General features: G+C 70.1%; 21 protein-coding genes. 7 read left to right on the top strand and 14 right to left on the bottom strand.

Features of this window, described 5'->3' with window-relative positions; all coding sequences use genetic code 11:
* Positions 1-8: 8 nt before the first annotated feature.
* Positions 9-1,931 carry a glutamine--fructose-6-phosphate transaminase (isomerizing) gene (gene glmS, locus ABWV53_RS12875; protein ID WP_353366445.1) on the bottom strand — a complete coding sequence of 641 codons (1,923 nt, stop codon included), beginning with the start codon at positions 1,929-1,931 and terminating at the stop codon, positions 9-11.
* A gap of 162 nt (positions 1,932-2,093) precedes the next feature.
* On the opposite strand from glmS, the gene ABWV53_RS12880 reads away from it, so the two are divergent.
* Positions 2,094-2,585: an Lrp/AsnC family transcriptional regulator gene (locus tag ABWV53_RS12880; RefSeq protein WP_353366447.1), complete on the top strand. Its 492-nt coding sequence runs from the start codon at positions 2,094-2,096 to the stop codon at positions 2,583-2,585.
* A gap of 98 nt (positions 2,586-2,683) precedes the next feature.
* Complete coding sequence (locus ABWV53_RS12885; RefSeq protein WP_353366449.1) at positions 2,684-3,760, top strand: sensor domain-containing diguanylate cyclase; 1,077 nt, start codon at positions 2,684-2,686, stop codon at positions 3,758-3,760.
* 20 nt (positions 3,761-3,780) lie between these two features.
* On the opposite strand, the gene ABWV53_RS12890 is transcribed toward ABWV53_RS12885, so the two are convergent.
* From ABWV53_RS12890 to ABWV53_RS12900, 3 genes are all read right to left on the bottom strand, one after another.
* On the bottom strand, positions 3,781-4,620 hold the full coding sequence (locus ABWV53_RS12890; RefSeq protein ID WP_353366451.1) for a sensor histidine kinase: 840 nt from the start codon (positions 4,618-4,620) through the stop codon (positions 3,781-3,783).
* Positions 4,617-6,032 carry a bifunctional UDP-N-acetylglucosamine diphosphorylase/glucosamine-1-phosphate N-acetyltransferase GlmU gene (glmU, locus tag ABWV53_RS12895; protein WP_353366718.1) on the bottom strand — a complete coding sequence of 472 codons (1,416 nt, stop codon included), beginning with the start codon at positions 6,030-6,032 and terminating at the stop codon, positions 4,617-4,619. The genes ABWV53_RS12890 and glmU overlap by 4 nt, the downstream gene beginning before the upstream one ends.
* A 201-nt stretch (positions 6,033-6,233) precedes the next feature.
* The gene (locus tag ABWV53_RS12900) at positions 6,234-6,992 is read right to left on the bottom strand and encodes a Crp/Fnr family transcriptional regulator (protein WP_353366453.1); all 759 of its coding nucleotides are present in this window, start codon (positions 6,990-6,992) and stop codon (positions 6,234-6,236) included.
* A gap of 78 nt (positions 6,993-7,070) precedes the next feature.
* Between ABWV53_RS12900 and ABWV53_RS12905 the strand changes: the two genes are divergently transcribed.
* Positions 7,071-7,478, top strand: a complete 408-nt coding sequence (locus ABWV53_RS12905) for a BLUF domain-containing protein (RefSeq protein ID WP_353366455.1) — start codon at positions 7,071-7,073, stop codon at positions 7,476-7,478.
* 101 nt (positions 7,479-7,579) lie between these two features.
* On the opposite strand, the gene ABWV53_RS12910 is transcribed toward ABWV53_RS12905, so the two are convergent.
* A complete protein-coding gene (locus ABWV53_RS12910; RefSeq protein WP_353366457.1) occupies positions 7,580-7,966 on the bottom strand; it encodes a DUF2917 domain-containing protein in 387 nt (128 codons plus the stop codon).
* 242 nt (positions 7,967-8,208) lie between these two features.
* Here ABWV53_RS12910 and ABWV53_RS12915 point away from each other — a divergent pair, with 242 nt between their 5' ends.
* On the top strand, positions 8,209-9,219 hold the full coding sequence (locus tag ABWV53_RS12915; RefSeq protein WP_353366459.1) for a LysR substrate-binding domain-containing protein: 1,011 nt from the start codon (positions 8,209-8,211) through the stop codon (positions 9,217-9,219).
* Between the two features lie 102 nt (positions 9,220-9,321).
* On the opposite strand, the gene tyrS is transcribed toward ABWV53_RS12915, so the two are convergent.
* Positions 9,322-10,557 carry a tyrosine--tRNA ligase gene (tyrS, locus tag ABWV53_RS12920; RefSeq protein ID WP_353366461.1) on the bottom strand — a complete coding sequence of 412 codons (1,236 nt, stop codon included), beginning with the start codon at positions 10,555-10,557 and terminating at the stop codon, positions 9,322-9,324.
* Positions 10,558-10,743: 186 nt separating this feature from the next.
* On the opposite strand from tyrS, the gene ABWV53_RS12925 reads away from it, so the two are divergent.
* Both ABWV53_RS12925 and ABWV53_RS12930 read left to right on the top strand, forming a co-directional pair.
* Positions 10,744-12,111, top strand: a complete 1,368-nt coding sequence (locus ABWV53_RS12925; RefSeq protein WP_353366463.1) for a peptidoglycan DD-metalloendopeptidase family protein — start codon at positions 10,744-10,746, stop codon at positions 12,109-12,111.
* A gap of 157 nt (positions 12,112-12,268) precedes the next feature.
* Positions 12,269-13,387: an anhydro-N-acetylmuramic acid kinase gene (locus ABWV53_RS12930; RefSeq protein ID WP_353366465.1), complete on the top strand. Its 1,119-nt coding sequence runs from the start codon at positions 12,269-12,271 to the stop codon at positions 13,385-13,387.
* A gap of 43 nt (positions 13,388-13,430) precedes the next feature.
* Here ABWV53_RS12930 and mdtD read toward each other — a convergent pair whose 3' ends face one another.
* The 8 genes from mdtD to ABWV53_RS12970 all read right to left on the bottom strand — a co-directional run bounded on the left by mdtD (position 13,431) and on the right by ABWV53_RS12970 (position 19,755).
* Positions 13,431-14,876 (bottom strand): multidrug transporter subunit MdtD, encoded by a 1,446-nt coding sequence (gene mdtD, locus ABWV53_RS12935; RefSeq protein WP_353366467.1) that lies wholly within the window; start codon positions 14,874-14,876, stop codon positions 13,431-13,433.
* Between the two features lie 64 nt (positions 14,877-14,940).
* Entirely contained in the window at positions 14,941-15,306 is a 366-nt protein-coding gene (gene erpA, locus ABWV53_RS12940; RefSeq protein ID WP_353366469.1) for an iron-sulfur cluster insertion protein ErpA, read from the bottom strand.
* A 60-nt stretch (positions 15,307-15,366) separates the two neighbouring features.
* Positions 15,367-15,768, bottom strand: coding sequence for a bactofilin family protein (locus ABWV53_RS12945; protein ID WP_353366471.1), 402 nt, complete (start codon positions 15,766-15,768; stop codon positions 15,367-15,369).
* Positions 15,769-15,838: 70 nt separating this feature from the next.
* A complete protein-coding gene (locus tag ABWV53_RS12950) occupies positions 15,839-16,549 on the bottom strand; it encodes a DUF6776 family protein (protein ID WP_353366473.1) in 711 nt (236 codons plus the stop codon).
* A gap of 136 nt (positions 16,550-16,685) precedes the next feature.
* Positions 16,686-17,078, bottom strand: coding sequence for a 30S ribosomal protein S9 (gene rpsI / locus ABWV53_RS12955; protein ID WP_353366475.1), 393 nt, complete (start codon positions 17,076-17,078; stop codon positions 16,686-16,688).
* Positions 17,079-17,088: 10 nt separating this feature from the next.
* A complete protein-coding gene (gene rplM, locus ABWV53_RS12960) occupies positions 17,089-17,520 on the bottom strand; it encodes a 50S ribosomal protein L13 (protein ID WP_056414298.1) in 432 nt (143 codons plus the stop codon).
* 197 nt (positions 17,521-17,717) lie between these two features.
* The gene (arsC, locus tag ABWV53_RS12965; RefSeq protein ID WP_353366478.1) at positions 17,718-18,077 is read right to left on the bottom strand and encodes an arsenate reductase (glutaredoxin); all 360 of its coding nucleotides are present in this window, start codon (positions 18,075-18,077) and stop codon (positions 17,718-17,720) included.
* A gap of 22 nt (positions 18,078-18,099) precedes the next feature.
* A complete protein-coding gene (locus tag ABWV53_RS12970; RefSeq protein WP_353366480.1) occupies positions 18,100-19,755 on the bottom strand; it encodes an ABC transporter permease in 1,656 nt (551 codons plus the stop codon).
* A gap of 148 nt (positions 19,756-19,903) precedes the next feature.
* Here ABWV53_RS12970 and ABWV53_RS12975 point away from each other — a divergent pair, with 148 nt between their 5' ends.
* Positions 19,904-20,971, top strand: coding sequence for an ABC transporter ATP-binding protein (locus ABWV53_RS12975; protein WP_353366482.1), 1,068 nt, complete (start codon positions 19,904-19,906; stop codon positions 20,969-20,971).
* Positions 20,972-20,977: the final 6 nt, after the last annotated feature.

Here is a 20,977-nt window from a genome sequence, read left to right on the forward strand (position 1 = left end):
CCCGCCCTTCACTCCACCGTCACGCTCTTGGCCAGGTTCCGCGGCTTGTCCACGTCCGTCCCCCGCGCGCAGGCCGTGTGGTAGGCCAGCAGCTGCAGCGGCACCACGTGCAGCAGCGGCGACAGCGCGCCGTAGTGCTCGGGCATGCGGATGACGTTCACGCCCTCGCCGCTGTCGATGCGGGTGTCCGCATCGGCCAGCACGTACAGCACGCCGCCGCGTGCGCGCACTTCCTGCAGGTTGCTCTTGAGCTTTTCCAGCAGGGTGTCGTTGGGCGCGACGGCCACGACGGGCATGCTGCTGGTCACCAGCGCCAGCGGGCCGTGCTTGAGTTCGCCGGCCGGGTAGGCCTCGGCGTGGATGTAGCTGATCTCCTTGAGCTTCAGCGCGCCTTCCAGGGCGATGGGGTAGTGCAGCCCGCGGCCCAGGAACAGGGCGTTTTCCATGCGGGCGAAGTCTTCCGCCCAGCTGATGACCTGGGGTTCGAGCGCCAGCACGGCCTGCAGCGCGACCGGCAGGTGGCGCATGGCTTTCAGGTGGGCGGCTTCCTGCTCCTCGCTCAGGCGCCCGCGCGATTGCGCCAGTGCCAGCGTCAGCAGGAAGAGGCCTGCCAGTTGCGTGGTGAAGGCCTTGGTCGACGCCACGCCGATCTCCACGCCGGCCCGGGTGATGTAGGCCAGCTTGCACTCACGCACCATGGCGCTGGTGGCGACGTTGCAGATGGTCAGCGTGTGCTGCATGCCCAGGCTCTGCGCATGGCGCAGCGCGGCCAGCGTGTCGGCCGTTTCGCCGGACTGGCTGATGGTGACGACCAGCGTGCGCGGGTTGGGCACGCTGGTGCGGTAGCGGTATTCGCTGGCCACCTCCACCTGGGTGGAGATGCCGGCGATGGATTCGAGCCAGTACTTGGCCGCGCAGCCGCTGTAGTAGCTGGTGCCGCAGGCCAGAATGAGGACCGAGTCGATCTCGGCGAACACCCGCCAGGCCGCCGCCCCGGGCTCGCCGTGCAGGCCCTGGCCGTCGAAGAGTTCCGGCACGATGCCCTGCACGCCTTCCAGCGTGTCGGCGATGGCGCGGGGCTGCTCGAAGATCTCCTTTTGCATGTAGTGGCGGTACGGCCCCAGCTCGGCCGCGCCGCTGTGGGCCAGCACCGTGCGCACGGGCCGCGCGGCGGCCTCCAGTGGCTGGCCGTTCCTGGCGGCGACCCAGTAGCGGCCCAGTTGCAGGTCCACCAGGTCGCCCTCTTCCAGATAGACGATCTGGTCGGTCACGCCGGCCAGGGCCATGGCGTCGCTGGCCAGGAAGTGTTCGTTCTGGCCCACGCCCAGGATCAGCGGAGAGCCGGCCCGCGCGCCCACCACGCGGTGGGGCTCGTCCCGGTGGATGACGGCGATGGCATAGGCGCCGTGCAGTTGCTGCACGGCCGCACGCACGGCCTGGAACAGGTCGCCCTCGTAGAGGCTTTCGACCAGGTGCGCGATGACCTCGGTGTCGGTCTGGCTGGTGAAGATATAGCCGCGTGCCTGCAGCGCGGCGCGCAATTCTTCGTGGTTTTCGATGATCCCGTTGTGCACCAATGCCACACGGCCCAGCCGCAGGGGTTCGCCCACGCCCGGATCGGCCCCCACGCCCGCGCCATGGCTGAAATGCGGATGCGCGTTGTGCACGGCCGGCGCGCCGTGCGTGGCCCAGCGGGTGTGGGCGATGCCGGTCGCGCCCTCGACATGGTCCACCGCCACCTGCTCCAGCAGCTCCGCCACCCGGGCGGTACTGCGCGCGCGGCGCAGGCCGCCGGTGGGCAGGCCGCCCAGGCTGGCTTCATGCACCGCGACGCCGCAGGAATCGTAGCCCCGGTATTCCAGCCGCTGCAGGCCCTGCACGAGGATGGGAACGATGTTGCGCGTGGAGACCGCGCCGACGATGCCGCACATGGGGAGATTCCTTCAAGAAGAGGAAGAAAAGCGGGCTTTCGGCCCGGAGAATCGCGATCGTAGGCAAGGGACCATGAAATTTCTGATCGATTTTCAGCAAAAATCGGATACGAATTCCACAAAGATCACAATACGAAATCAGATTCCAAAAATAGACCGAAAATGGAACCATTCGAGCTCGACGCCACCGACCTCCGGCTATTGGACCTGCTGCAGAACGACGCCAGCCTGAGCAACCAGGCCATGGCTGCGATGGTGCACGTATCGCCCCCGACCTGCCTGCGCCGCGTCAAGCGGCTGCACGATGCCGGACTGGTGGAGCGGCAGGTGGCCATTCTGCGGCCCGACCGCCTTGCCACGCTGCAGGGGCATGGCCTGACGGCCTTCGCCCAGGTGACGCTGGACCGCCAGGGCGCGGAGCTGCTGCAGGCGTTCGAGGCCCGCGCCGTGGCCGAGCCCGCCGTGCAGCAGTGCTGGCGGGTCGCGCCGGGGCCGGACTTCATGCTGGTGGTGCACGTGCGCGACATGCCGGGCTATCTGTCGCTCACGCAGCGGCTTTTCACGGCGGACGCCAACGTGCGCAACGTCAAGGCGTTTTTCGGCGTCCACCGCGCCAAGTTCGACACCCGCATCGCCCTGGCCCTGAACGAATGAGCGAATCAGCAGGCCGCCGGGCCCGGCCCGCTGGTAAACCACGCCTCGCGCAACGCGGAGCCGTGCGGTAGAGTCTCACGCCACCCGCTCGCACCGCCATGCCCCGCCCGAAGCGCCACCCCACGCACCACATGTACCGCAGCATCTACCCGCTGCGCATGCTGGGCATGGGGCTGGGTGGCGCGGTGGTGGCCGCCGTGCTGTGGGAGCACGGTGCGGCCCTCTCCGACTGGGCCGTGCTCGGCCTGATCTCGCTGGCGTGGCCGCAACTGGCCTTCCGGCTGGCCCGCCGCAGCCCCGACCCCTACCGCGCCGAGATCCGCAACCTGCTGGTGGACTCGGCCCTGACCGCGTTCCTGGTGCCGCTCATGCACTTCGCCCTGCTGCCCAGCGTGCTGCTGTGCACGCTCACCATGCAGGACAAGATCACCACCGGCATCCAGGGGCTGTGGGCCCGGTCGCTGCCCGGCATGGTGGCGGCCGGGCTGCTCGGCACGCTGGTCCTTCAGCCGGGCTTCGAGCCCGAGACCTCGCTCTGGGTCACGGTGGCCTGCCTGCCGGTGCTGGTGATGCATTCCCTGGCCGTGAGCGTGACCAGCTACCGGCTGATTCGCAAGGTGTCGCACCAGAACCAGCAGCTCGACGAGTTGCGGCGCGTCGACGCGCTCACCGGCCTCTATGGGCGGCACCATTGGCAGGAGCAGGCGGAGGCGGCGCTGGCGCGCTTTCAGTCCGAAGGCCTGGTGACCAGCCTGCTGATGCTGGACATCGACCATTTCAAGCACATCAACGACCAGTGGGGCCACAGCGTCGGCGACGAGGTGATCCGGTCGATGGCGCAGCTGGTGCGCGCCAACGTGCGCGCCACCGACTGCGCGGGCCGCTACGGCGGCGACGAGTTCGCCGTCGTGCTGCCGGGCCAGGACGTGGCGGCCGCGCATGCGGTCGCGGAGCGCATTCGCGCCCAGGCGTTCGACACGCGCCTGCCGGGCGTGCCCGAGCTCCGCCTGACCTGCAGCATCGGCATCGCCGCCACCGACGCGGCCCACCGGGGCGTGCGCGATTGGGTGGACGCCGCCGACGCCGCGCTCTACCAGACCAAGCACGAGGGGCGCAACGGCATCTCGGTGCACCCGGGCGGCGCCACCGCCGCAGCGACCGCCCAAGCGGCGTGAAGCAGAGTGGCGCCCCGCCGTCAGGCGGGCGCCGCCGGGGCGGCCGGCCACCTCAGTTCGACCGTGCAGCCTTCTCCCGTCACCGCTGTGATGCCGATGTGGCCCGCATGGCGCTGCATGACCGCACGCGCCTTGGCCAGCCCCACGCCCATGCCGTCGAAGTCGGCGTCACGGTGCAGGCGCTGGAACACGCCGAACAGCGCGCCGGCGCGCGCCGGCTCGAATCCGGTGCCGTTGTCGCGCACCGACAGCCAGGCCGTGCCGTCTGCGGCCGTGCCGCCGTCCACGTCGATGCGCGCCGGTGCGCGGTCCCGCGTGAACTTGACCGCATTGCCCAACACTTCGGCGAGCAGCAGCCCCAGCAGCGCGGCATCGCCCACGACGACGGGCAACGCCGGCGCGACCTGCCAGTCGATGGCGCGGCCCGGCGCGGCGCCGGCCAGCGTGTGCCGCACGTCGGCCACGACGGCGCCCAGGTCCACCGGCGCGCGGTCCAGCTGCGCCTGGGCGATGCGCGACAGCGCGAGCAGGCCGTCGAGCATCCGGCCCATGCGCCGCGCAGCCTGGTCCAGCGTGTCGAGAAAGCTGCCGGCCTCCGCCCGCGCCTCGCCCTGCAGGCCCTGCACGTCGTCCTCCACCAGTTCACGCACCAGCGGGGTGTAGGAGGTGATGTGCCGCAGCGGCGCCCGCAGGTCGTGCGAGACGGCGCGCAGAAATTCCTCCTGCGCGGCGCGGGCGTCGGACAGGGCTCGGTCGCGCTCGGCCAGCAGGGCGCGCAGCGCACCGGCATCCAGCCCGTCGCCGGGCGCCGCGGCATCGGCCGGCGGGCCGGCGAGCGCGGTGCGGCCGGCGCCGGTCATGCCTTGGGGGCCGGCGGCTGCTTGGCCGGGCGCTGCCAGGGGTCCTTCACGATCTGCTTGCCGCGCACCACGCTCAAGGCACCGGGCGGCGTGCTCTTGGCGATGGTGGAGCCCGCGCCCACCGTGCCGCCCGCGCCGATGGTGACCGGCGCCACCAGCACGCAGTTGCTGCCGACGTGCACGTCCGCCTCGATCACCGTGCGGTGCTTGTTGGCGCCGTCGTAGTTGGCGGTGATGCTGCCCGCGCCGTAGTTGACCCGCTCGCCCACCGTGGCGTCGCCCAGGTAGGCCAGGTGGTTGGCCTTGGCGCCGTCGGCCAGGGTGGAATTCTTCACTTCGACGAAGTTGCCGATGTGCACGTCACGCCCCAGTTGAGCGCCGGGCCGCAGCCGGGCGAAGGGGCCGATCAGCGCGCCCGCGCCCACCGCCGCGCCGGCCTTCTCGCCGTCGATGTGGGTGAACGGGTGGATCACCGCGCCCGCGGCGATGGCCGCGTTGGCGATGCAGCAGTTCGCGCCGATCTGCACGCCCTCGCCCAGCTCCACCCGGCCGGTGAAGACGCAGTTGACGTCGATCTCCACGTCCTGCCCGCAGACCAGCTGGCCGCGCGAGCCGCTGCGCGCGTCGTCCCGCACGTCGAAGCGCGCCGGGTCGGCCAGGCGCACGCCCTGCTCCATCAGCGCACGGGCCTGACGCAGTTGATGGGCGCGCTCCAGCTCGGCCAGCTGCAGGGGGCTGTTGACGCCCGCCACCTGCAGCGCGTCGGCGATGCGGTGGGCCGCCACGGGCACGCCGTCGGCGACGGCCAAGGCGACGATGTCGGTCAGGTAGTACTCGCCCTGCGCGTTGTCGTTGGAGAGGCGCGAAAGCCACGCGGCCAGCAGGCGCGCGGACACGGCCATGATGCCGCTGTAGACCTCGTCGATGGCGCGCTCGGCGTCGCTGGCGTCCTTGTGCTCGACGATGCCCCGCACGGCCCCGTCCGCGCCGCGCACGATGCGGCCGTAGCCGGTGGGGTCGGGCAGCGTCACGGTCAGCAGGGCCAGCCGGTCGGGGCGCGAGGCGGCCACGAGCGCGGCCAGCGTGTCGGCCCGGGTGAGCGGCACGTCGCCCGACAGCACCACCACCGTGCCGTCGCCCGCCAGCGCAGGCACGGCCTGCTGCACGGCGTGGCCCGTGCCCAGCTGCGGCTCCTGCCGCACGAATTGAAGGTCAAAAGTGCCGCCAGCGCCCGCCGCGCCTGCGGTGGATGCTTCTACTTCCATAGCACCATGGCCCGTCACCACGACGACGCGGCGGGCGGACAGGCTGGCGGCCTGATCCAGCACGTGCCAGAGCAGCGGACGCCCGGCCAGGCGCTGCAGCACCTTGGGCGTGCGGCTCTTCATGCGGGTGCCCTTGCCGGCGGCCATGATGACGACGTCCAGCGCCGTGGCGCCCGAAGCGGAATCCGGCGCGGTGGCGGAAGAAGGAACGAGGGAGGAGGCGGTGGCAGCGGTCATGGCAGGGGCGAGGAAGGAAGCGAAGCGCAGGACGCGGAACGGGTCTGCCGCGATTATCCGGCCGGCCGTGTGCCGCCAGGCCCGCGGCAGCGCCACGCCACCGGCGGCCGGCTACAGCAGCGGCGCCTGGCGCGGCACGGTGTCGTACACCTCGGCGATGCGCGCCAGCACCCGTGCGTTCAGGATGCGCAGCCGCCCGCCCGAGAGGTCGTGCAGGCCCAGCTGGGCCAGCCGGCGCAGCGTCTTGTTGGTGTGGACCAGCGACAGGCCCAGGGCATCGGCGATGTGCTGCTGGGTGAGCGGGAACGCCACGGAGCCGTCCGCATCGACCAGGCCCAGCCGGTCCAGCCGGCGGTGCAGCTGCAGCAGCAGCACGGCGACCCGCTCCGGCGCGGTGCGGCGGCCGGCGGTGAGCAGGTTGTCGTCCACCAGGCTTTCCTCGCGCGCGGCGAGCCAGGTGACCTCGTAGCCCAGGCGCGAATGGTCCTTGTACAGCTCCCAGAGCGTGTCTTCCTCGAAAACGCAGAAATGGCAGTCGGTGATGGCGTCCACGCCGTGCAGCGAGGTCTCGCCGAACTGCTGCTGCAGGCCGGCCAGGTCGCCCGGCAAGAGGAAGTTCAGGATCTGCCGCCGCCCGTCCGACAACGTCTTGTAGCGGAAGGCCCAGCCGGCATACAGCGTGTAGAGCCGTACGTTGGGCTGGCGCTCTCGGATCAGCGTGCCCCCGGCCGGCACCAGGTGCGTACCGCTGCGCAGGCGTTCGATGGACGAGAGCACCGACGGGTTGACGGGAGAGAAGGCGGCGGTGCGGCGCAGACCGCATTCGTCGCAATGACGGGGGCACACGGTGTGGGCGGCGGCAGCGTTCATGGCGGCGCGATTCTAGGGGGGAAATCCTATGTCTTTTGACATTGCGCGGGGGGCTCGGCGCGGGCAGGATGCGCCGCAATGTCCGCCGTTCCGCCCTCCACCTCGCCCCTCTACGAAGTCCTCTACGTCAGCACCTTGTCCGAGGGTCAGCCGCTGAGCGCCGTGGCCAGCATCGCCGGGTACGCGCGGCACCACAACCAGCTGTCGGGCATCACCGGCCTGCTGGTGTTCGACGGCCAGCGCTTCGGCCAGCAACTGGAAGGCCCCGAGCTGGAAGTGCGCGCCCTGCTGGACCGCATCCGCAAAGACCCGCGCCACGTCTACGTGGAGGTGCTGCACGACGCGCCGCTGGCCGCGCGCCGCTTCCAGAACTTCAGCCTGGGGTTCAGCACGCTCGAGGACGAAACCGCGCTGGAGCGGCTGGAAGGCCTGCGCGGGCCGGCCGCCGTGCGGGCGTTCGTCGACCTGGCGGTGGAGCCCGAGTAAGCCTCGCCGGCTGCCTTCCCAAACAAACAAAGAGCCTGCAGCGCCCCTTCGACGGGCGCTGCAGGCTCTTTGCATTGAACGGGCGCGCCAAGCATCGGTGCTCAGGCGCCGCAGGGGCCGCCGGCCTGCGCCACCGGCCAGCCGATGCGCGCATCGTGGCCCGCGGCCTCGGCGCGCACGGCGCTGGCCGCACGCCAGCAGAACTGCAGCGCGCCCCGGCCCAGAGGCTCCAGCACCAGGTGCTGGCGGGGGCCGACCCAGAACGTCTGGCCCGCGTGCAGGAACACGTCCCCGGCCGCCTGGCCCCCGGTGCCGTCCGGCGCGGCCTCGATCGTGACCCAGGCCCGCCCGCTCATCACGCGCAGCGCCATGGGCGTGCGGGCATGCAGGCTGCGGGCCTGGCCGGCGGCCAGGGTGTGGATATCCTGCGCGGCCACGCCGACAGGGCTCGATGACGTTTGCGAATTCAGGACATTGCTCGGGTTCATGGTGCTGGGCTCCGGTAAAAATTCCAGATCCGTCATGGATCCAGGCCCCGATGGTGCGCGGGCCGCACTGCAGCGTCCAATGAAAAGCAACTGCGGCAAAGATTCCCGATTCGCATCAATGGCAAAATTCGCGGCGAAGCGGTTGGCGCGTTGATGACGCTGCAGCCCCTGCAAGGGCTGGCGATTGATGACGCAAGCCCGCTCGTTTAATGTTCATTTCGCATCAATACGAAAAGCGCGCCATGACCTCGTCTCCCGCCCCGATCGCCCACCTGCGCACCCGGCCCGTGGCGGCCGGCCACTGGCGCGCCTTCCTGGCCGTGGCGCGTCACCTGAACTTCCGGGCGGCGGCCGAGGAACTCTCGCTCACCCAGTCGGCCGTCAGCCGGCAGATCCAGTCGCTGGAAGATGAAGTGGGCGTGCCGCTCTTTCTGCGCCACACGCGGGCGGTGGAACTCACCAGCGCAGGCGCGCAGCTGCAGCGCGCCGTGGGCCCGGCGCTCGAGCGCATGGACGCCGCCGTGCGGCTGGTGCGGCAGACGGCCGGCCGCAAGAGCGTGGCCATCACCACCTGGGCCAGCTTCGCGTCAATGTGGCTCATCCCGCGCATGGAGGAATTCCAGCGCGACAACCCCGACATCGACATCCGCATCGACGCCACCGACACGGTGGTGGACCTGGACACCGCCGATGTGGACCTGGCGCTGCGCTACCGCCTGCCCGGCGGCGTGGAACACGGCGCGCACCGGCTGTTCGGCGAGCAGCTGGCGGTGGTGGCCAGCCCGTGGCTGCTGAAAAGCGCGCCGCCCATCCGCCGGCCGGAGGACATCGCCCAGTTCACGCTGATCGAGGCGGGCGACGCCCACCGCACGCAGAACCTGGAATGGCTGACCTGGCGCCGCTGGTTCGAGCTGCACGGCCACGGCAAGCTGCAGCCCAAGCGCTGGCTGTACTTCAACTACGCCCAGCAGATCGTGCAGGCGGCCCTGGCCGGCCAGGGCCTGGCGCTGGCGCGCATGCCGCTGATCGCCGACGGCCTGGCTGCGGGCGACCTGGTGGAAGTGCTGCCGGGCCATCGGCTCGACTCGCCGCTGGCCTACTGGATGATGGTCGGCCCGCGCAGCGGCCAGCGGCCCGAGATCAAGGCCTTCTGCGCCTGGCTGATGCGCCAGGCCGATGCCACGCGCCAAGCGATCGGCGAGGTGCCCGACCCGGACCTGAACGACGATCTGGACGGCTCGTCGCTCGCCTGAGAAGGCGTCGGCACTCTTTTGCTATATTTTTTATAGCTACAGGCCCAATACCCATCGGCGCGCGGGCCGGTTTTCATTCAAAAAGGTGGCGCATGGGGCCGCTCAGGCGCCGAGCGTCACCCGGGCGAACTTGCGCTTGCCCACCTGAACGACGAAGGTGCCGGCATCGAGTTTCAGGCCCTTGTCGCTGACCACCGCGCCGTCCACCCGCACGCCGCCGCCGTCGATCAGCCGGTGGGCCTCGCTGGACGAGGGCGCCAGGTTCGCCTGCTTCAGCAGCGCGCCGATGCCCAGCGGCGCGCCGGCCAGTTGCACCTCGGGAATCTCGTCGGGCACGCCGCCCTTGCTGCGGTGGATGAAGTCCTGCTCGGCCGCATCGGCCGCCGCGGCGCTGTGAAAGCGTGCGGTGAGCTCCTTGGCCAGCGCCACCTTGGCGTCCTTGGGGTTGCGCCCGCCCGCCACCTCGCTTTTCAGCGCCTCGATCTCGGCCATCGTCTTGAACGACAGCAGCGTGTACCAGTCCCACATCAGCGTGTCGGAGATCGACAGCACCTTGGCGAACATGCTGTTGGCCTCTTCGGTGATGCCGATGTAGTTGTTCTTCGACTTGGACATCTTGTCCACGCCGTCCAGGCCCACCAGCAGCGGCATGGTGAGGATGCACTGCGGCTCCTGGCCGTACTCCTGCTGCAGGTGGCGGCCCATCAGCAGGTTGAACTTCTGGTCGGTGCCGCCCAGTTCCAGGTCGCTCTTCAGGGCGACGGAGTCATAGCCCTGCAGCAGTGGGTAGAGGAACTCATGCAGGCTGATCGAGCTGCCGTCGGTGAAGCGCTGGTGGAAATCGTTGCGCTCCATCATGCGGGCCACGGTGTACTTGGCGGCCAGCTGGATCATGCCGGCGGCGCCCAGCGGCTCACTCCATTCGCTGTTGTAGCGGATCTCGGTACGGGCCGGGTCCAGCACCTTGGCGGCCTGGGTGTAGTAGGTCTCGGCGTTGGCCTTGATCTGCTCGGGCGTGAGCGGCGGGCGCGTCGTGTTGCGGCCCGAGGGGTCGCCGATCAGCGTGGTGAAGTCGCCGATCAGGAAGATCACCTGGTGTCCCAGGTTCTGCAGCTGGCGCATCTTGTTGAGCACCACGGTGTGCCCGAAGTGGATGTCCGGCGCGGTCGGGTCCAGGCCCAGCTTGATGCGCAGCGGCTGGCCGGTGGCTTCGGAGCGGGCCAGCTTGCGGGTCCATTCGTCCCGAGGCAGCAGCTCTTCCACACCCCGCAGCGTGACCTCCAGCGCGCGTCCTACACCATCGGTCACCGGGAATGTTGTAACAGCAGATTGATTCATAAGGGTTTTTTGGCGGTCTATCCGTAGGCGCATCGCTATACTTCGGCCCACTTCGCACTGGCTGATTCTAGTGGCCCGCTCACCGCCGGCCGCGCCGCTGCGCACTGACATCCGTGCATCCCGCCCTCGCCCGCCCGGCACCCTCACCGGCCGGCAGGGCCTGGCTGCACCATTTGGGGACCACCTTTGACCAACGGCTTGACCACTGCCTGCCTGACCGTGCTGGATCGCCTGTCCACCATCGCCAGCAAGCACCCGAAGCGCATCACCGCCGCCATCGCCACCCTGCTCCTCACCGCCGGTGGTGGCGCTTTCGCCGTCGCCAACCTGGCCCCCGATGCGTCGGACCTGCCCGTGCGCACCGTGGCCTACCCGGTGGAATCGCTGGCCAGCGACACGCCGCTCACGGCCCTGCTCGACATTCCCAGCTATTCGCTCTACCGTACCGACCAGACCCGCGCCAACGACTCGGCCGAAAGCATCCTGCAGCGCATGGGCGTGGCCGACCCGGCCGCCGCCGCCTTCCTGCGCGGCGACAACCTGGTGCGCCAGAACCTGCTGGGCCGCGGAGGCCGCTCGGTGAGCATCGAAGCCACCGACGACCACCGGCTGGTGCGCATGACGGCCCGCTGGGCGCCGGACGACAGCGGCAGCTTCAAGCGCCTGGTGGTCGAGCGCGCCGAGGGCAACGGCGCTTTCGCTTCGCGCATCGAGACCGCCCCGCTGTCGGTGGGCGCGCGCCTGGCCGGCGGCGTCATCCGCAGCTCGCTCTTCGCCGCGACCGATGCGGCCAACATTCCCGACGCCGTCGCCATCCAGCTGGCCGAGGTCTTCTCCAGCAACATCGACTTCCACCGCGCACTGCGCAAGGAAGACCGCTTCTCGGTGGTGTATGAAACGCTCGAAGCCGACGGCGAGCCGCTGCGCAGCGGCCGTGTGCTGAGCGCCGAATTCCACAACAACGGCAAGACGCACGACGCCGTGTGGTTCCAGGAGCCGAACGCCTCCAAGGGCGCCTACTACACGCTGAACGGCGAGAGCATGCGCCGCGCCTACCTGACCTCTCCGGTCGAGTTCTCGCGCATCTCCAGCGGCTTCCAGATGCGCTTCCACCCCATCCTGCAGAAGTGGCGCGCCCATCTGGGCACCGACTTTGCCGCCCCCACGGGCACCGCCGTGCGCACGGTGGGCGACGGCGTGGTGGACTTCGCCGGCGTGCAGAACGGCTACGGCAACGTGATCTACGTCAAGCACCGCAACCAGCACGTCACCGTCTACGCCCACTTGAGCCGCATCGACGTGCGCCCCGGCCAGTCGGTGGAGCAAGGCCAGAAGATCGGCGCCGTGGGCGCGACCGGCTGGGCCACCGGCCCCCACCTGCACTTCGAATTCCGCGTCAACGGCCAGCACCAGGATCCGATGACCATCGCCCAGCAGAGCGAAGCCGCCCAGCCGGTGTCGGCCGCATCGCGCGCCGCCTTCAGCCGCTTGGCGTCGAACATGCGCGTGCAGCTGGCTTCCGCCGCGCAGGTCGAAGTGGCCAGCGCTGAATAGAGGTTCATCCCCCTGATCGGCTACGCCGCTCCCCCCTCCTCTCGGCTTGCTGCGCAAGCCGGGAAGGGTGACGACGCCGACGGCCCGGCGAAGCCGGTTCCGTGGCGTCCACTGGTCAACACCCTGCCCTCGCCACACGCCCCTGGTTTGTTCGAAGATGGTTTCCACTGAACGCTACATCGGACTGATGTCGGGCACCTCGCTCGATGGGGTCGATGGCGCGTTGGTCGCGTTCGACGCCACTGGCGCACTGCGGGTCACCGGCTTCGAATCCGCATCGCTGCCCGACGCACTGAAAGCGGAGTTGCTGGCGCTCAACACCAGCGGGGCGGACGAGCTGCACCGCGCCGCCCTGGCCGCCAATGCGCTGACGGCGATCTATGCCGAGGTGGTGCAGCGCCTGTTGCAGCAAGCACGGCTCCAGCCCGCCGACGTGCGGGCAATCGGCGCGCATGGACAGACGGTGCGGCACCGGCCGGGGCTTTTCGACGGCGTCGGCTACACCCTGCAGCTGAACAGCCCGGCCCTGCTGGCCGAGCGCACCGGCATCACCGTGGTGGCCGACTTCCGCAGCCGCGACGTGGCCGCCGGCGGCCAGGGCGCGCCGCTGGTGCCGGCCTTCCACCAGGCCGTGTTCGGGCAGGCGGGTGCGACGGTCTGCGTGCTGAACATCGGCGGCATCGCCAACCTGAGCGTGCTGGGCGCAGGCGGCGAGGTGCTGGGCTTCGACTGCGGCCCGGGCAATGCCCTGATGGACCACTGGTGCGAGCGGCACACCGGCCGACCCTACGACGCGGACGGCACCTGGGCGGCGCAGGGCCGCGTCCTGCCCGACCTGCTGGAGCGGCTGCTGGCCGAACCTTTCTTGCACCAGCCGCCGCCCAAGAGCACGGGGCGCGATCTGTTCCATGCCGCATGGCTGGACGGCCACCTGCAGGCCTGCCCTGGCGTGGCACCGCCAGACGTGCAGGCCACCTTGACCGAATTGACCGCCCGCGCTTGCGCCGCCAGCGTGGTCAGCTATGGAAAAGAGAGCAAACAGCTGGCGGTGTGCGGCGGCGGGGCGCGCAATGGCCACCTGATGCGGCGCATGGCCGCTGCGTTGCCGGGCGTCGACGTGCGTCCCACCGACGCGTTCGGCCTGCCGTCCCAGCAGGTCGAGGCCGCCGCGTTCGCCTGGCTGGCACGCCGGGCCATTCGGCGAGAACCGGGCAACCTGCCTCAGGTGACCGGCGCCGCCGGGCCGCGGATTCTGGGCGCCCTCTACCCGGCCTGATGCGCCAGCGGGCCGCCAGGCCGGCAGCCCCTTTCCCCATCGCTCAGCCCTGGCCCGACACCTCGGGGCCTTCGCGGGGCGGCGTGCGCGCCTCTTTCGGCAACTGCCAGAAGACGGCGGCCGAGGCGACGGTGATGAAGCCCACCGTCAGGAAGGTGGACTGGAAGGCGTGCAGCACGGCACTCGGCACTTCCGAGCCGCCATAAGTCTGGCTCCACTCCGACAGCACCGCGCCCGCCACCGCCACGCCCAGGCCCATGGCCAGCATCTGCACCATCGACAGGAGGCCGTTGCCGCTGCTGGCGCTGGCTCCGTCCAGGTCTTTCAGGGTGATGGTGTTCATGGCCGTGAACTGCAGCGAGTTGACGGCGCCGAACGCGGCCAGCTGCAGCACCTGCCAGGCCAGCGGCCAGTCCGGCTGGCGCAGCGCGAAGCTGGCCATCAGCAGGCCCAGCACTGCCGTGTTGGTCACCAGCGTGTTGCGGTAGCCGTGGCGGCGGATCAGTGGCGCGGCGATGCGCTTGACGGCCATGCCCGCCAGCGCGGCGGGCAGCATCATCAGGCCGGCATGCAGCGGCGAATACTGCAGCAGCAGCTGCAGCGACACGGGAATGAGGAACGGCATCGCCCCGCTGCCCAGGCGGCAGAACAGATTGCCCAGCAGCCCCACGGACAGCGTGCGCACGCGAAAGAGCTGCGGCGAATAGAGCGGCCGCTCGTGCCGCACCGCATGCAGCCAGTACACCACCAGCGCCACCAGGCCGCCCACGCCCAGCGCCGCCGCACCCGCGCGGCCCACCACGCCGGCGGCCTCGATCGACAGCGAAATGGCCACCATGCCGAAGGCCAGCAGCAGATAGCCGCCCAGATCGAACCCGTCCACCTTGGGCGGCCGCAGGTCCGGCATGTAGCGCGCGGCGGCGGCCAGGCCCAGCAGGCCCACCGGCAGGTTGATGAGGAACACCCAGTGCCAGGAGGCGCTCTGCACCAGCCAGCCGCCCAGGGTGGGCCCGAGTAGCGGGCCGATGAGCCCAGGAATGGCCACGAAGCTCATCGCCTCCAGGAACTCGCCACGGGGGAAGGTGCGCAGCACCGCCAGGCGCCCCACGGGCAGCAGCAGCGCCCCGCCCAGGCCCTGCAGCACCCGCGCCGCCACCAGCTCGTTCACGTGCCGCGACAGCGCGCAGGCGAGCGAGCCCAGCGAGAACACGGCGATGGCGAAGAGGAAGACGCGGCGCGTGCCGAACCGGTCGGCCAGCCAGCCGGACGCGGGAATCAGCATCGCCATGGTCAGCGAATAGGCGACGATCACCGACTGCATGCGCAACGGGCTCTCGCCCAGGCTGGCCGCCATGGCCGGCAATGCCGTGTTGACGATGGTGGCGTCCAGCGTCTGCATGAAGAAACCCACCGCCACGATCCAGAGCAGGATGCGGCGTTCCGGGTTCGGGGCGGGCGTCGGGGACGGGTCGGCGGGGTGGAGGGACATGGAGCGCGGCGGGCGGGAACGAAAAAGCCGCCCTGATGGCGGCTTGTGGCGGTCTGGCGGGGTGTCAGGTCGAGAAGCTCGAACCGCAACCGCAGGTGGTGGTGGCGTTCGGGTTCTTGATGACGAACTGCGCGCCCTGCAGGTCTTCCTTGTAGTCGATCTCGGCGCCGACCAGGTACTGGTAGCTCATCGCGTCGATCAGCAGCGACACGCCGTTCTTGGTCATGGTGGTGTCGTCGTCGTTCGTGATCTCGTCGAACGTGAAGCCGTATTGAAAGCCCGAGCACCCGCCGCCCTGCACGAATACGCGCAGCTTCAGGTCAGGGTTGCCTTCTTCGGCGATCAGATCCGCCACCTTGGCAGCGGCGCTGTCGGTGAAGAGGATCGGGGCGGGCATGTCGGTCTGGATGTTGTCGGCTACGGCGCTCATCGGGTGCTCCTTCGGGAGGGTTTGCAGGGGATGCTACTGCAATCCCCGGGTTCATTCAGGTCAGCTCGCGTTTGACGCCAACTTCAGTGTGGGCTTTTCCTCGAGCAGCGGCACCGCCGTGGGCGACATCTGCCCGGTGATGGTGGCGCCCTGGTGCATCTCCAGCGCCTTGTAGTGCACGGCGCCGGTGATGCGGGCCTTGGGCTGCAGCTCCAGCAGCTCGGCCGCATGCACGGGGCCCTCGACCGCTCCATTGATGATGACGTGCGCCGCATGCAGTGCGCCTTCCACCCGGCCGGATTCGGACACCACCAGGATGCTGGGCACGTCCGGCGCGGCCCGCACCTCGCCCACCACCTCGCCGTCGATGCGCAGGCCTTCGCTGAACTGCACGTCGCCTTGCACGCGCGTGCCCTGGGCGATCAGGCTCTTGATGGGAGGTTGCTTCTTGCGTGAAAACATGGGTTGGGCTCCTGGGGGGATGCAGGCGCGGCGGGCAGGCCGGGCTGCGGATCGGCGGTGCGGATCGGCGTCAATCGAGGTCCACGCTGTGGACGGTGCGCACGGCATTGCCTTCCAGCACGCGAGCGGTGACGGTTTTTACCACGACACCTTCGGGCAGCTCGGCAACCCCTTCCAGCCGGCGGTACTGCTGCAGCTGCAGCGGCTGGGCGGCCGCCGGCTGCGCGCCTGACCAGGGCTGGCCGTTCTGCGTGCCCGACAGCAGCACCTCCAGCCGGCCCTTGAATTCGGGTGCGTTGCGCACCGGCTGCAGCACCAGCACCTGCCAGCGCAGCTGGCGGGCGCCCTGCCGCTCGGCCTGCAGCGCGCGGATGGAGACGCCGTCCGCGCGGGCGGCGGGAATGAGCTTCTCGAAGAAGCCCAGGTCGTCGCGCAGCGCCTGGTTGTCGGCCTGCAGCTGGCGCATCTGCGTCTGCACGCGCTCCAGCGCGGCGCGCTCGGCCGTGAGCAGGCTGGTGGCGGTGCTGGCCGCTTCCTGCTGCTGGCGGGCGTCGGCGCGCAGCCGCGTGACGTCTTCGCGCAGGCGCACCAGCTCTTCCCGCGAGCCGGTGTCGAGCCCGGCGATGCTCTTGCCGAATTCGAAGGCCCAGAGCGCCAGCGCGGCCGAGAACCCGAGCAGCACGGCCGCCACCAGCCAGCGCAGCGGCCAGGGCAAGGCACTGCGGATGGACACGCGCGGTGCACTGATGGTCAGGCGGCGGCGCAGCAGGCGAAATCGCATGGCGGGTGTCTCCTCGGGCTGGAAGCGGAAGGCGCGATCCGGAAACGAAAAAACCGCCCGGAGGCGGTTTTCGCGGCACGCTGCGAGTCGGATGTGACCGGCCCGGACAGCATGGCGGCAGATGCAGCGAGGCGGATTAACGCTTCGAGAACTGCTTGGCGCGGCGTGCGGAGCGCAGACCGACCTTCTTACGTTCGACTTCACGGGCGTCGCGGGTCACGAAGCCGGCTTGGCTCAGCATGGACTTCAGCGTTGCGTCGTAGTCGATCAGGGCGCGGGTGATGCCGTGGCGGGCTGCACCGGCCTGGCCGGATTCACCGCCGCCGTGCACGTTGACCTGGATGTCGAAGGTCTCGACATGGTTGGTCAGCACCAGCGGCTGCTTGGCAATCATGATGGAGGTTTCGCGGCCGAAGTACTGCTGAATGTCTTTGCCATTCACAGTGATCTTGCCGGAACCCTTCTTCAGAAACACACGGGCGACGCTGGACTTGCGACGGCCGGTGCCATTGTTCCATTCACCAATCATTCAAGGCTCCTTAGATTTCCAGCGCTTTGGGCTGCTGAGCGGTGTGCGGATGTTCCGCGCCGCCGTACACCTTGAGCTTCTTGATCATGGCGTAGCCGAGCGGGCCCTTGGGCAGCATGCCCTTGACGGCCTTTTCCAGCGCGCGGCCGGGGTGCTTGGCTTGCATGTCGCGGAAGTTCGTGGCCGTGATACCGCCGGGATAGCCCGAGTGACGGTAGTACACCTTGTCGAGCGACTTGGTGCCGGTGACCTTGAGTTGGGCTGCGTTGATGATGACGATGAAATCGCCGGTATCGACGTGAGGCGTGTAAATGGCCTTGTGTTTGCCGCGCAAACGGAGAGCAACTTCGCTGGCTACTCGTCCGAGGACCTTGTCGGTCGCGTCAATCACAAACCACTCGTGCACGACCTCAGCGGGCTTTGCGCTGAAAGTAGTAGTCATGAGTTTCTCTCTGAAGAAAAGAGGGGTTTGGTCGGTTCTTTTCCACGGTCGGTGCTTCTCTGAAGGAAGCCTCTTAGGTGGGGATGAGACTTCGCCGCGGAACCTGTCAATCGCTGCGAAGCCCGCCATTATACAAAGCGGCGGCTCGCGGGCGCAACCGCACCGTTTTCGGGGCCCTGCCGCCCGCGAAGCTCAGCTCAGTCCAGCAGCCCGAGCACCCGCTCCGGCGGGCGGCAGAGCAAGGCGCCCCTGGGCGTGACCACGATGGGCCGGTTCAGCAGCACCGGGTGGCGGGCGATGGCGTCGATGAGCTGCTCATCGCCGACCCGCGGATCGGCCAGGCCCAGATCGGCGTAGACCGCCTCCTTCGTGCGCATCAGCTCGCGCACGGGCACGCCCAGGCGGGCCACCAGCGCCCGCAGCTGGGCGTGGTCCAGCGGCGTGGCGATGTAGTCGACGATGCGCGGCTCGATGCCGCGCTCCTGCAGCAGCGCCAGGGCTCCGCGCGAATTGCTGCAGCGGGCGTTGTGGTAGAGGGTGATGGCGGATTCGGTCATGGCGGGAGAGTCTAGGCGCTCGCTAGGCGCTCGTGCCCGACCGGCCGGACGCCCGCAGCGTGCGGCTCAGCAGCATCACCGGCACCAGGCCCACGGCCACCAGCGCCAGCGAGGGCAGCGCGGCCTCGCCCAGCCGCTCGTCGCGGGCCAGCTGGTAGGCGACGACGGCCAGCGTGTCGCTGTTGAAGGGCCGCAGCACCATGGTGGCGGGCAGCTCCTTCATCACGTCGACGAACACCAGCAGCGCGGCGGCGGCGGTCGATCGCCGCAGCAGCGGCCAGTGCACGCGCGCCAGCAGCCCTGCCCCGCCGGCGCCCAGCATGCGCGCCGATTCGTCCAGGCTGGCGGGAATGCGGGCATAGCCGCTCTGCAGCGACTGCAGCGCGACCGCGCAAAAGCGCACCAGGTACGCCCACACGATGCCCACGGCCGTCGCCGTGATGAGCGCGGGCAGGCCCCATTGCAGCGCCACGCTCTGCGCCCAGCCCACGGGCAGCAGCAGCCCCACCACGATGACGGCGCCCGGCACCGCGTAGCCCAGGCTGGCCAGCTGCACCACGCCCCGGGTCAGCGCGGCCGGCCGGCGGCGCACGGCGAATGCCAGCGCCAGCGCGATCGCCACGGCCAGCGCGGCCGTGATCGTGCCCAGCCGCACGCTGTTACCGGCCCACTCCACGAATCGGTCCCAGGGCAGCACCGACCAGTCGGCCGCCAGCGGCCGCAGCATGAAGGCCACCGGCGCCGCGAAACCCAGCAGCACCGGCAGCAGGCAGACGGCCCAGGCGCCCGCGCAGCGCCAGCCCGTCAGCTGCTGCGGCTGCGCCTCGGCCGAGCCGGCGCGCCCGGCGCTGCCAGTGGCAAAGCGCATGCGGCGCTGCGCGCGCAGCTCCAGCTGCAGCAGCACCACAACCAGCACCAGCAGCATGGTGGCCAATTGCGCCGCCGCCAGCCGGTTGTCCATCGACAGCCAGGCCTTGTAGATGCCGGTGGTGAAGGTCTGGATGCCGAAATAGCTGGCCACGCCGAAGTCGGCAAGCGTCTCCATCAGCACCAGCGCCACGCCGGCGGCGACGGCCGGGCGCGCCAGCGGCAGCGCTACGGTGCGGATGCGGCGGGAAAGCGGCGCGCCCAGCAGGCGGGCAGCCTCCATCAGGTGCGCGGCGCGCTCGCCCAGGGCGGTGCGCGCCAGCAGGTACACATACGGGTAGAGCGAGAAGATGAACACCCATATCGCCCCGCCCAGGCTGCGCACCTCGGGCAGGAGCCGCCCTTCCAGCCCATAGGTGGCGCGCAGCCAGACCTGCAGCGGGCCGCTGAACTGCAGGAAGTCGGTGTACGCATAGGCCGTCACGTAGGCCGGCATGGCCAGCGGCAGAAGCAGCAGCCATTCCATGGTGCGTCGGCCGCGGAAGTCGAACAGCGTGACGGCCGCCGCCGTGGCCGTGCCCACCACGGCGGCACCCACCGCCACGGCCAGCCCCAGCCAAACGGTGGTGGCGAAGTAGCCGGGCAGCACGGTGGACGCCATCTCGCGCAGGATGGCGCCCGCCGCCTCGCCGCCCTGGCCCCAGGGCAGCCACGAGCCCAGCACCGCCAGCACGGGCAGGGTGAGCAGGGCGGCCAGCGCGACGAGCGGCAGCGAGCGCAGCGCGGAGCGGGCGAATCGGAAGGAAGACAAGGAGCTTGGACCGGTAGAAAGAGAGAAGGAAGGCGAGTCGCGCCGTGGCCGGCCGGCTGACAGGACACCGCGTGGGGTACCCCTCGCGCCTGCAATGCAAATGCGAATTCTACGCATCTGCGTATCCGCGCCTTCTAGAATCCCGCCCATGTTTCTTGAAGTCTCCGAACTGGAAGTGCGCTACGCCGGGCGCCCGCAACCGGCCGTGCGCGGCGTGAGCCTGGGCCTGCCGGCCGGCGAGATCGGCGTGCTCATCGGCCCGTCGGGCTGCGGCAAGACCACGCTGCTGCGCGCCGTGGCGGGGCTGGAGCCGGTGACGGGCGGCGAGATCCGCCTGGGCGGCGCGGTGGTGGGCGGCGTGGGCCGCAGCGTGCCGCCCGAGCGCCGGCGCATCGGCATGGTGTTCCAGGACTACGCCCTCTTCCCGCACCTGACGGTGGGCCGCAACGTGGCCTTCGGCATCCATTCCGCGCCCAAGGCCGAGCAGGCCGCGCGCGTGGCCGAGGTGCTGGCGCTGGTGGGGCTCGAAGGCAGCGCCGGGCGCTTTCCGCACGAACTCTCCGGCGGGCAGCAGCAGCGCGTGGCGCTGGCTCGGGCGCTGGCGCCGCGCCCCCAGCTGATGCTGCTGGACGAGCCCTTCTCCAACCTGGACGTGGAGCTGCGCGAACGCCTGGCGCACGAGGTGCGCGGCATCTTGAAGGCGGCCGGCGCGACGGCGCTCTTCGTCACCCACGACCAGCTGGAGGCCTTCGCCATCGGCGACCGCATCGGCGTGGTGGAGTCGGGCACCCTGCACCAGTGGGACGCCGCCTATGCGCTCTACCACCGCCCGGCCACGCGCTTCGTGGCGGACTTCATCGGCCACGGCGTGTTCGCCCCGGCCACGCTGCAGCACCAACCCGGCGGCGGGGTAGTGGCCCGCACCCCGCTGGGCGACCTGACCGACCTGGAGGAATGCCCGCTGCCCGGCGCCTACCCGGGCGGCGAATGCGACGTGCTGCTGCGCGCCGACGACGTGGTGCACGACGACGATGCGCCGGTGCAGGCGCGCATCGTGCGCAAGGCGTTCAGGGGGTCGGAATTCCTCTACACCCTGCAGCTGGCGAATGGCCTCACCGTGATGGCCCATGTGCCCACCCACCACGACCATGCGGTCGGCGACTGGATCGGCATCCGGCCGCAGGTGCAGCACGTGGTGACGTTTCCTCGGGGCTGATGCGCT

The organism is Acidovorax sp. FG27, assembly GCF_040365715.1.
Classification (GTDB): domain Bacteria; phylum Pseudomonadota; class Gammaproteobacteria; order Burkholderiales; family Burkholderiaceae_C; genus Paracidovorax.